The sequence below is a fragment of the Lutibacter sp. genome, from assembly GCF_030692605.1.
Taxonomy (GTDB): Bacteria; Bacteroidota; Bacteroidia; order Flavobacteriales; family Flavobacteriaceae; genus Lutibacter.
In genome coordinates this window covers 1-11,654 of the sequence record NZ_JAUYUD010000021.1, presented here as the reverse complement: position 1 = coordinate 11,654, position 11,654 = coordinate 1, and the positions used below count along the sequence as shown (strand labels likewise).

Below are 11,654 nucleotides of genomic sequence, written 5' to 3'. Positions count from 1 at the left end.
TTTTGTCTCTTTCTTCTTTAAAATGAAGCCTACAAGATTCCTCGCTCCCAAAATTTGCTGTAAAACTGAATAAATTCATCGTTTTTTTTATCAAATATAACGCTTTTTTATTAATTATGGGTAATTACGGACAATCAAATTAAATTTTAATATTTTTTGCTGTAAATATCCGAAAGACAAATTCTAAACTATTTACTCAATTTAATAGTCAATACATCGTGAGCTTGGATGGTAGCTTTCAAGTTTTTCCCAGTTGTTCCAATATTTTTTTTGAGCCATAAATCCCGGATGATAGTTTTATCAGTAACACCATAAGACTTGCCGTCAAGTTTGCCAAAATATTTTTTCCAGTCAATATCAATGTTTTTAACTTCACTGCTTCTGTTAAAAAAGCACAAGGCAACTTCATCATTTGCAAGTGGTTTGAGCCAAAGTTCAATATTGCCGTCCAGTGTCCACCATCTGTAACCTTGTTTCCCGAGTGGATCTTGATCTAAGGCAATTATTTCTTTGTTTGTCAATATTTCTTTAATTGCCGGTGTCATTAAGCGAATGTCGTTACCCGTAATCAACGGTGCCGACATCATTGCCCACATTGTAAAATGAGAACGCGATTCCACATCGGTTAAAACTCCGTTTCCTACTTGCAGCATATCGGGATCGTTCCAACTTCCGGGACCAGCATATTTTCCGAGTGGTTCATTTTTATCCATCACTAAGGTCCAGCCCATTCCACCCCAGTTTACTTTGCAATCCCAGCAATTCATAATGTCGCTGGTGGTTCTCCAAAGATGTCCTACGTTTTTTGCCCAAGTCCAAGGTTCTGTGCTTCCCCATTCGCAAATACTGAAAACGATGGGACGTTTAGCAGCAAACAAGGCGTCACGCATTACTTTATAAGATCCTTCTGCTTTTTGGGCATCGGTGTTACAAAAATCATATTTTAAATAATCAATTCCCCAAGCGGCATACGCTCTGGCATCCTGATATTCGTGTCCACGACCGCCGGGTCTGCCTTCGCAAGTCTTGCTTCCTGCACAGGAATACAAACCAAATTTCAATCCTTTGGAGTGAATATAATCGGCAAGGGCTTTCATTCCGGAAGGAAAGCGTTCTGGGTCAGGCACAATATTTCCATTTTCATCTCGGGAAACTTGCCAGCAATCATCGATTACAATGTACTCGTAACCGGCCTCTTTCATACCGCTTGAAGCCATTGCATCGGCAGTTTCTCGGATTAATTTTTCATCTACGTTGCAGGCGAATTTATTCCAACTGTTCCAACCCATAGGAGGAGTTTTGGCCAATCCTTCATGCTTTTGGGCATTCATACTTATTGAAAAGAGGAGCAATGCTGTAAAAAATAGGTATTTCATCATTATATTTTTTTAATTCATTAATTCAATTTGAACCAATCTAATTTTAGGCTATTTGATTTTACCAGAATTTTGATTTTATTTTCACCTTTTATCAAATTAAAATTCCCAACTTTTGTTTCGCTCAAGTTTTTATTACTTATGGTGAAATTTACTTTTTTATTGTTAATCCAAATTTCTAACTCAGCAGCTACGCCATTAACTGATGCATTCATCGTTAATTGATGCTTCTTATTATCTAAACAGTTAAAATTATAAACCAACCATTCTGATTTTTGAAGTTCAACAGACTGTTCCGACCAAAACTGTTTTTCATCTTTGCTGTCCAATTTTATTTGTACAGGTTCACGTTTTCTATAAAATTCAGATTTATTTAGGGTATCCAACACATAATAAGATTTATTATATCCTTCAAAACCGTAATTTTCAGCTTCTATTTTTCCTGGAATTCTGGTATTTATCGCATTGGAAACATCTTCGAAATAGTCGCAGTTCGCTAATTTAATATTTTCGAGGAAGTCGTTTAAAGCCTTTTCAGCAATCAAACTGTCTGGTTTATCTCCTCCTTTTGTATATTCTGAAATCAAATCCCAATTGTCTGGTTTCTTAATGGAATATGGCGTGTTTTGCGTGTCCATTTTTTTCCATGGCCAAAACGAAAAACCAATATTATTTGCCTCAAAATATTGTGTTGTTGCCCAATAAATGGCATTTCCCTTTTCCCCAGTTTCTCCAACCCAAATTGGCGTATTCAATTCTTTTCGTTTTTTTAAATACTCATCTATATTATTCAAATTATCCGGTCTTCCCCAGCAATAATAATGAAACTGGTAAAATACATTTGAATCAAAAGGTTTGTCAAAAAGCGACCAATCGTTAGACCAATCGAAACCTTCCAATGTAATCATATGTTTTTGATCGACTTTGCGAATTTCAGCGGTGATATGTTTATACATTGGCACAAGTAAATGTTTGTATTTTTCAGCAGCACCAGTAGCTTTTGGCAATGGCTCATTCAGTAAATCATAAGCTGCAACAACAGGTTCGTCTTTATAGTTTTTGGCAATTTTTACCCAAAGATTTACGAGTTGATTCTCATATTTTTTATCAATAAAAAGTTCCGGGATATCGTTAGGACTATCATCAATATTAGCACCTGTTTGTCCGCCTGGAGCGCCATGCATATCAATAATTACATAAATTTTATGTTTTTTGCACCAGGAAACTAGAGAATCCATCAACTGAAACCCCTCTTCTACATAGACAGGATTTTCGCCTTCAGTGAGAAATAATCTTGAGTTTAAGGCAGGACGAACAGAGTTGAAACCCAATTCAGCAATTCGTTTAATGTCAGCCTCTGTAATATAGTTTTGCCTGTATGTTTTCCAAAAATGGATGGCTTTTTCTTTTCCAATCAAATCTTCCACTACTTTTTCTATTTTGCGTGGACGGTCACCTGAACCTCCAAATTTCCACATATATCCTTCGGGTAAAAGCCAGTTTCCAAGACCAACACCCTTTAAAAATATTTTTTCTCCAGATTCATTGACTATATCGTGTCCTGAAGTATGCAAAAAGCTCAAATTTTCTTCATGCTTTATTTGTGCATGTAAAAAATAGTTACTTACTAAAAATAGAAATATTACACTAAATTTTTTCATCTGTTTATTTTTTAACATTCAACGGTAACCAAACCCTCATATCACCTCCGGTTTGACTTGCTTCCGCAAATGGAACCAATTTTATTTTTTCTTTTGAATTTAAAATAGCAAAGGAATACACTTGTTTTCCAATCCAAATTTTAGGCAAAAATTCAGATTTATTTTCAAAATTAAGTTTGCCTATTTTAATATTATCTTTAGAATTTAAAATAATGTTATTTATATTTTGGGAGTTCAATGAACTGTCAAAAGCCAAAACCTGTGGACCACGTTGCAACGCAATTTCATTTGGATAACTTTTCCCTCCTGAAATAGTTTGGATAGGCATATCAAAAGTTACATTTATTTTATCTCCCGATTTCCAATTTCTATGAATCGTTACCATTTCATTTGGTAGTCCTTTATAGGTTTCTTTTCCAATTTTCGCCACGAAATTTGTACACCATAAAGGCACTCTTAAAGCCAATGGGAAATTAGCCGATTTAGAGGTTTCAACTGTTATAGATACATTTCCACTTTCGGGAAAATTACCTGCAATTTTAAATGTCGCTTCAATTTCTTCTTTATTGATGGTGGCAATGGTTTCTTTATAATTGGCTGGTTCATAAAAAAGTATTGTTGGTACATTTTTAAGGTTTCCGAAAGTAAAATAAGGTATTAACGCAATTCCTCTTGGAACACTTGATTGGCAACAAGTAATATGACAGGTATATGGTTTTTTATTCATTAAAGGCGTATAATAGCTTACGCAACCAGTTTCTGGGTTTTCGGCGCCTAATAATTGATTGTAAACGGATTTTTCTAACTGATTTAAATATTTAATATCACCCGTTACATCAAATAAATTCATATTTAACTGAACCCAAGTAGTTGTAACACAACCTTCACCCATATTGTCTGTATTGTTACTCGGCAAATAATCATCATCTTGAAAATGCTCATGAGAGCTGGTGGTTCCGGTAATGTATAACTGATTGTCAACCACATCTTGCCATGCCATTTCTGAAACTTTTAAAAACTTTGTATCTCCAGTAACTTCATATAATTTAACTAAGCCAACATAGTTAGAAAGCATTTCATATGCTTTCCCGTTTGCTACATTTTTTACTTTTCCAGTTGCTAACATTGAACTGATTACTTTTGGTCCATTTTCTTGTTCAAAAGCATCTGTAATGTAATAACAAAAGTCTAAATATTTTTTATCCGCTGTATATTTATATAAATCTACCATGGCGTCTAAGACACTAGTAGCAGCCATTCCAATATGAGTTCCCGACAAAATAATATCACTTTGACCTTCATTATTTCCAAATGTTTTACAAACTAAATCTCCCATTTTTTTGGAAGCTTCTAAAGCTGGTTGATAGCCCGTTGCAGCATAATACCCCAATAATCCGTGCAAATTGTATTTGTGTGACCAAACATCCCAACTTGTCCAATATTGATCCTGTGTATATGTTCCTAAATAACCATCTTCCAACTGAGTGTTTATTAATATAAAAGCGATTCTATCCATTTGCTTTTTTAACTCCGGATCACCAGTTAGTTTCCAAACATTACTAGCTGTTTCCAAGTATTTTCCAATATGTTCTCCTGCCCAAGGATGAATTCCAGGTCTTTTTAAATAAGAGCCTGTCAATCCTTCTTCATCAACTTTTAGTAAACGTTCCTTTAAATTTTGAGTAAATCGAACATCTAAATAACCTGTATATTGTTGATTTCGAAAAGAAATTGGATTAAAATTATTTTGGACTTTATTTTGCACTAAAGGTTTTACTTCACCAATAAATGGAATTTCAAGATTTTTAGTAAGTATAAACAGTTGCTCATTTTTAACAAAAAGGGTACTGTTATTATCATTTATTTGATAGCCAACATTAAACACTTTCTCGTTTTTAGGTTTAAAATCGGAAAACTCTACAATTGTTTCAGCATCAATTCTAGGTTGCACTCGCACTGGTTTTGTTTCTGTAAATAAAACAGTTTTCTCCTTATTGGAAACCCAATATTTTATGGTGCCTTCAAATAGATTCTCACTTTTATTAATGAAAGCTACTCTCGTAGCAAAATTATTATTTGGCTTTTCTTCAATATTTTGACGGATTGATATATCGTCTATCCAGCCAATTTGTTCAAAATTAAAAGGGCCTTCCCAAATCCCCATTCCGCCAACTAAATTATAAATCCGTACGGCTATTACATTTTCTTTATCCCATTGAACCTCATTTTGCGGAATCACATAAATTCGTGGCGTTTGCCATTCAGTACTGTAATTTGGAGGAAAACCGCCTGTTTGTCCAATTAATTTTCCATTAAAAAAGGTTTGATCAACGTCATCTATTTTACCAAGTCTTAATTTTATTCCTTTCCCTTTTGAGGATTTCAGGCTGGATGGAATCACGATTCTAATTCTATACCAAGCATAAGAAGAATCATTTGTAAAACTCCTTGGAATAATATGGTTTTCCCAATTAACATCATTAAAAGTTGTTTTTGCCCATTCAGCATTATCACCAAACTTAAATTTAACCTCTTTTGGTAAATTGATTGTTTGGGCATTTAACTTATTGAAAACAATAATTGAGAAAAATGCAGTTACAAAATAAAGTGTTATTTTTTTTGTCATGATATTATTTATATTGGGTTTCTATTTTCTTATAAAAGTCTTGCATTATAAAAAAGGCTTTCTTTTTTATACCATGATTAGAGATTAATCCTTTTCTGTTCCAACCGTCTTGAATGCCTGGTAGCACTCTCTTTGGGGATCTAAAATCATTTAAAATCCACGGACTTGTACCTCTTATATTTGGTATTTTTTCAATCATTTTTAGGTTTTGTTCATACAAATATTCCTGATATTCTTCTGTCCAACGCTCATTTTTTGTGCCATGTAAACCTTGTAATGCATCACCTCCAAATTCAGAAACTACTACTGGTTTGTTAAATTTTATATCCCATTTAGCATCTGGGGCTTCTTCTAGTGAACCTCCATACCATCCTGTATATTGATTGAAAGCAACAATGTCTAAATAATTTCCAATTTCATCATCTAAAATATTAATTCCATTTTTTGTATGTTTTTCTAATGCAGCACTCACCAATCTTGTATCATCTAATGATTTAGAATGATTGATTAGGTTTTTTAAAAAAGCGTTTCTTACACCTGAAGGAGGTGTTTCATTTGCCATAGACCAAATGATAATAGCTGCTCTGTTTTTATCTCTAGTAATTGCTTCAGTTAATTGATTTTTAGCATTATTAAGAGATTTTTCATTGCTAAAATCAACAGTCCAATATACAGGAATTTCTTCCCAAACCATTAATCCCATTTTATCGGCTAATTTTACAATATGTTCATTATGAGGATAATGAGCTAACCGAACATAATTACAACCTAATTCTTTAGCCCAATTAAGTGCAACCAATGCATCTGCATCATTATAAGCTCTTGCGCCACGCATGGCATTTTCTTCGTGAATACAAATTCCTCTTAAAAAAATGGATTTTCCATTCAATAAAATATCTGGGCCAACAGTTACTATTGTTCTAAAACCTATTTCATCCTTTAAAGATTGTTCACTTGTTTTTATATAAACATCGTATAATTTTGGTGATTCTGGCGACCAGTAACTTATTTTTTTAGCATTTATTTCAAATTCAACAGAGCCATTAGTTGCTGTAAACGATTTATTGATTTTTAATTCTGGGATAGAAATAGTTACTTCTTCATTGCCTACACTATTATTTAATTTAACGTAACCACTTATAGTTTTAGCGTTTCCTTTTTTAAGCTGTACTTTATAATCTTGAATAAATGTTTTTGGTTCTTCAATTAGTTTCACATCTCTTGTAATTCCGCCATAATTCCACCAATCTGTATTTATGGTTGGAATGGCTTCTTTAAATCGTTTATTATCAACCTTAACAACTAAATAGTTGTCTTTAGCCTTCACTATAGATGTGACTTCAAAATTAAATGGCGTAAATCCACCTTCGTGAATTCCTATTTTTTTACCATTTAAATACACTTCGGCTTTGTAATTAATAGCTCCAAAATATACAAAAAGTCTGTTATCTTCTTTCGAAAAAGTATAATTGAAAGATCGTTTGTACCAAATTGTACCTTCGTAATAAAACAGCTTTTCATACTGTGAATTCCAATCGCCAGGTACAGTTAAAGTTGGTGATTTATCAAAATTATACTCAACTAATTCTAGTTTGTCTTTGGCAACATAATTGTTGTAAAACGCCGAATTATTATTCTCTGGAAGTTGGTCATAAGGCTGATAACGGTAATTATAATACCCTGTTTCATAAGGATCTACAATGTAATTCCACGTACCATTTAACGAAGTTACGTTTCTGTTAGAAGTATTAATTAATAAATCTTGAGAGATTCCTAAAATAGGTAATAGGAATAAAATTTTAAAGATAATTTGTTTTAACATTTTAATAAATTTAAAGTTTTTAATAGCACTATTCTGAGATATAGGGTGCTAAAATTTTAGTCCACAACTCATATCCAACATCGGTCATATGCAGTCCATCTTCAATAAACCATTTTTCTTCTGGCTTACCTGAAATTCCAATCATTGGAGAAAAAACATCTACATAAAATGCATTTTGCTTGTAATTCAAAAATTCATTAATCATAGTATTGGCTTTTTTCATTTCCAACACTTTTCCCCATCTATTCAAACTTGGTTTAATAGCAATATAATAAACCTGAGTATTTGGAAGTTTTGCTTTTATCATTCCATATAAAGTACAAAAATCACCAAAAACTATTTCGGCAGATTTTCCTTCCTGCACATCATTATCACCAGAATAAATAACTATTTTTTTTGGATGGTATTTTAAGATCACTTCCTCAAAATTTTCTATCAAATCAATAATTTGAGAACCTCCAAAACCTCTATTTAAAATTTTTGGATTTTTGAAATCTTTCGCTGGGTTTTTCCAAAATTTAATTGAAGAGCTCCCTGTAAATAAAATTCCATCTTGCAATGGGTTTCCATTATTTATAGAATCAAATACTTTAATTTCCTTTTCCCAATAATTAACATAGTCTTGCGCAAAGGAATTTACAGCTATAAATAGAACAAGGCTTAAAATATATTTATGAAATTTCATGATTTTGTTTTTTTACTTTTTATAATAGATTACTTTTTCAATAACATCTTTAGAACTCTTCCCAACTTGAATTTCAAACTCGCCGTCTTCAATAATCCATTTATTATCCATTCCAATCGATTTAAAATCTTCTGAAGTTAGTTTAAAGGTAACCGTTTTTTGCTCACCTGCTTCAAGATTAATTTTAGAAAAACGAACTAATTTTTTAGAATCAGGAGAAACTGTAGCAACCAAATCTTTTAAATATACCTGAACAGTTTCTTTTCCACTTTTAGTTCCTGTGTTTTTAACATCAACAGCAATAGTTAATTCTTCAATAACGTTCAATGTTTCTGCACTTATTTTTAAATTTGAATATTCAAAAGTGGTGTAAGACAGGCCGAAACCAAACTCAAATTGAGTATAAAAACCATTATAACCCCAATTTGCATCACGTATATCAGTTTTTTTATGATAATAAGGTAACATATTTCCTGAATATTTTGGATAGGTATACGGTAATTTTCCACTTGGATTTATGTTTCCAAAAATTACATCAGAAATCGCCCTTCCACCTTCATCTCCTGGTAAATAAGCCATTACAATTGCATTAGCCAAAGGTTCAATATCTCTGATAATTCTTGGTCTGCCTTCAACCATTACTAAAATTATTGGTTTGCCTGTTTTAGATAGTTTTTTTACCAATTCTTGTTGTGCCTGTGGTAATTCTAATTCATTAATATCAGATGGTTTTTCGGTAGCAGGTATTTCACCAACACACACAACAATATAATCTGAGTTTTTTGCTTTTTTGACTGCTTCATCAGAATTGATATCTTCCAAATAATCAGTTCCTTCAACAAAATCAACATTAGTCGCACCAACTTGTTTTTTTATAGCATCTAAAATTGTTAATTTACTTAGATCGTTAAATTTTGTTTCTCTTCCTAAAAACGACCTCGACCAAGCTCCGTTTAAAATGTTAATTGAATTTGCTGTATAGCCTGTAACCAATACTTTTTTGTTTGAAGAAAGAGGCAACACATTTTCATTATTTTTTAATAACGTTATTGCTTCACTTGCCGTTTGGTAGTTTGCCTCAATATGTTTTTCACTTGCAAAATCTGTATAATTTTTAGGGTTGTTATACGGAACTTCAAAAAGATTTAAGTAAAATTTTAATCGTAAAACACGTGTAACGGCATCGTCAATTCTTGCCATTGGAATTTCTCCCTTTTCAACTAAATCCACAATGTAATCAACCACATCAGCATCAAAAGGGTTCATCAATAAATCTATTCCGGCATTTACAGCCATTTTTGTTGCTTCACGCTTGTCTTTTGCTGATAAATGTGCTTCAACTAAAAATTCAACATCACTAAAATCGGAAATAACCACTCCTTTAAAACCAAATTCGTCTTTTAAAATATCATTGATATAATATGAATTAATATGACAAGGAATTCCGTTTACTGCATTTGAGCTAATCATAACTCCCATTGCTCCATTTTTTATGGCTTTTTCAAATGGAGGTAAAAAATATTGTCTGAGGCTGTTTTCTGGAATAATTGCATTTGCTCGGTCTTTTCCATTGTTACCTGCACCATAACCAATATAATGTTTTATACAAACCGCTGTGCTTGTTGAATCCTGCAATCCTTTTTGTTGTGACCCTTGAATATAAGCTGTCGTCATTTCTGAAATCAAATAAGGGTCTTCACCAAAACTTTCGGCAATTCTTCCCCAAAGCGGACTCATAGCAACATCGGCATTCGGATTAAAATTCCAAGGAAGTGATGCTGCTCTAGATTCATACGACGTTATTTCTGCACTTTTTTTAGATAGTTCAGTATTCCAAGTTGCCGCAATAGCAATTTGATGTGGGAATAAAATTGAGCCATTCACATAATTTGCACCGTGAATATTGTCAATTCCATACAAAACAGGAATTCCCAATCGCGATTTTTGCATTGTTGAATCCTGAATTTTTTTAATTATTTGATACCAATCTTCTCTTTCTGCAGGATAACCAGGCGTATTATGAATTGAGCCAACAGCATAGTCAATTATTAATTTTTTAAACTTTTCTTGATCAAAATTTGCACTTTCCTTTACATCCCAATAACCACCTTTCAATATTGCTGGCAATCCTATATTTAGCATCTGGCCCGCTTTTTCTTTAAGGGTCATTTGAGCCAACAAATTTTTAATTTTACTATCCACTTCTATACTTTTACTACTAATTTGATATAATTCCTTTTTTTTAGAAAGGTTCTGTTCGCTAACAGAACAACCTATAAAAAGTACTGAAATTAAAAGTAATAATATTAATTTATTTTTTTTTAGCATTATATTCAACTATGAAATTTAAAATTGATTAATTCCTTTCCTTATTCTCAATCGGTTAAATATTTAATTTACTTTAAATGGAATATTAGCATTTGCTGCATTACCTTGCCCATCATATGCGTACACAAATAATCGGTAAAGTCCACTTTTTGGAGATTTAAATGTTATTTCTCCTTCATTTTGATTCACTATTTCCATGTCAATACTTTTTGGTCTTTCTTCCAAATCACCGCCATGTTTTAAATCGGTACTTTCTGGTAAAATTTCCCAAGTGTAATTAATTGTGTCATTTTCAAAATCATTAATTTTTACAGATGCTGTTTGCGAATTTTCAGCCACCAGTGTTATACTTTCATAAGCTGTTTTACCATTTATTGTAAAAGATTCCAGTTGAGGTGCTCTATTTTCAGGCCATTTATTATTCCATATATAATGCATTACATCAACAGATTCCGTTTCATTTCCGTCCTCTAAAAATATACCATACCACGTTGGAGTACGCTCTTGTTTGTTTCCCCATAAAAAAACGTAAGAACCAATACATTGTAATAAGTCTGCTTCAATTGCGCCTTTATATCTTATTAAATAATTAGCAGCTTTTAGTGTACTATTTTCTTCAATAGGCACGCCCCATTCTGTTTTTGGGACTTCCCAATGCCCTGTGGCTCCCCATTCTGTAACTATATAGGCGCCTTTCCAACCATACTCTTTTACGCGCAATGGTAACCTTTTTAAATCTCCATACATTTGAAAAGATAATAAGTCTAAATCTGAACTACGTTCTTTAATTAAGTCAATTTCTTTTTGAGAAATTCCGGCTAATGGTGTTGTAGTTAGATGATTTGGATCAACTTCGTGAATCATTTTTGAAATATCATTTACAGCATCCCAAACTTTAGGATTTGTATAACGTAAATTAAGTTCATTGCCAATTGCCCAAATTAGCAATGCCGGATGATCTTTTAAAGCAATTACCTCTTGTTTAATTAGTTCCAATTGTTTTTTTACAGCTACTTCATCATTATAATCAAAACCATGGCGTTCTCTGGCAACTTCAATGCCCATAGTTACCATTAACCCATATTTATGTGCCTCATCTAAAACTTCCTTACCCGTTTGCTTACCGTTTTCAGTTCTCCACGTTCTAAAAGAATTT

At 32.6% G+C, this 11,654-nt stretch carries 7 protein-coding genes; all 7 read right to left on the bottom strand.

Features of this window, described 5'->3' with window-relative positions; all coding sequences use genetic code 11:
• Positions 1–188: 188 nt before the first annotated feature.
• The gene (locus Q8S45_RS01940) at positions 189–1,289 is read right to left on the bottom strand and encodes a glycoside hydrolase family 27 protein (protein WP_305600743.1); all 1,101 of its coding nucleotides are present in this window, start codon (positions 1,287–1,289) and stop codon (positions 189–191) included.
• A 107-nt stretch (positions 1,290–1,396) separates the two neighbouring features.
• The gene (locus Q8S45_RS01935) at positions 1,397–3,037 is read right to left on the bottom strand and encodes a cellulase family glycosylhydrolase (protein ID WP_305600742.1); all 1,641 of its coding nucleotides are present in this window, start codon (positions 3,035–3,037) and stop codon (positions 1,397–1,399) included.
• 4 nt (positions 3,038–3,041) lie between these two features.
• On the bottom strand, positions 3,042–5,663 hold the full coding sequence (locus Q8S45_RS01930; RefSeq protein ID WP_305600741.1) for a beta-L-arabinofuranosidase domain-containing protein: 2,622 nt from the start codon (positions 5,661–5,663) through the stop codon (positions 3,042–3,044).
• A gap of 4 nt (positions 5,664–5,667) precedes the next feature.
• Entirely contained in the window at positions 5,668–7,485 is a 1,818-nt protein-coding gene (locus Q8S45_RS01925; protein ID WP_305600739.1) for a glycoside hydrolase family 2 protein, read from the bottom strand.
• Positions 7,486–7,513: 28 nt separating this feature from the next.
• Positions 7,514–8,170 (bottom strand): GDSL-type esterase/lipase family protein, encoded by a 657-nt coding sequence (locus Q8S45_RS01920; protein WP_305600738.1) that lies wholly within the window; start codon positions 8,168–8,170, stop codon positions 7,514–7,516.
• A 12-nt stretch (positions 8,171–8,182) separates the two neighbouring features.
• Positions 8,183–10,498 carry a glycoside hydrolase family 3 N-terminal domain-containing protein gene (locus Q8S45_RS01915; protein ID WP_305600737.1) on the bottom strand — a complete coding sequence of 772 codons (2,316 nt, stop codon included), beginning with the start codon at positions 10,496–10,498 and terminating at the stop codon, positions 8,183–8,185.
• A 63-nt stretch (positions 10,499–10,561) separates the two neighbouring features.
• A partial coding sequence (locus tag Q8S45_RS01910) for a glycoside hydrolase family 2 TIM barrel-domain containing protein (RefSeq protein WP_305600735.1) occupies positions 10,562–11,654 on the bottom strand: 1,093 nt, incomplete at its 5' end.

Bases quoted from the DNA above. Each gene is read 5' to 3' on its own strand.
- Q8S45_RS01940 (WP_305600743.1), bottom strand. From the start codon at position 1,289: ATGGGTTGGAACAGTTGGAATAAATTCGCCTGCAACGTAGATGAAAAA.
- Q8S45_RS01935 (WP_305600742.1), bottom strand. From the start codon at position 3,037: ATGAAAAAATTTAGTGTAATATTTCTATTTTTAGTAAGTAACTATTTT.
- Q8S45_RS01930 (WP_305600741.1), bottom strand. From the start codon at position 5,663: ATGACAAAAAAAATAACACTTTATTTTGTAACTGCATTTTTCTCAATT.
- Q8S45_RS01925 (WP_305600739.1), bottom strand. From the start codon at position 7,485: ATGTTAAAACAAATTATCTTTAAAATTTTATTCCTATTACCTATTTTA.
- Q8S45_RS01920 (WP_305600738.1), bottom strand. From the start codon at position 8,170: ATGAAATTTCATAAATATATTTTAAGCCTTGTTCTATTTATAGCTGTA.
- Q8S45_RS01915 (WP_305600737.1), bottom strand. From the start codon at position 10,498: ATGCTAAAAAAAAATAAATTAATATTATTACTTTTAATTTCAGTACTT.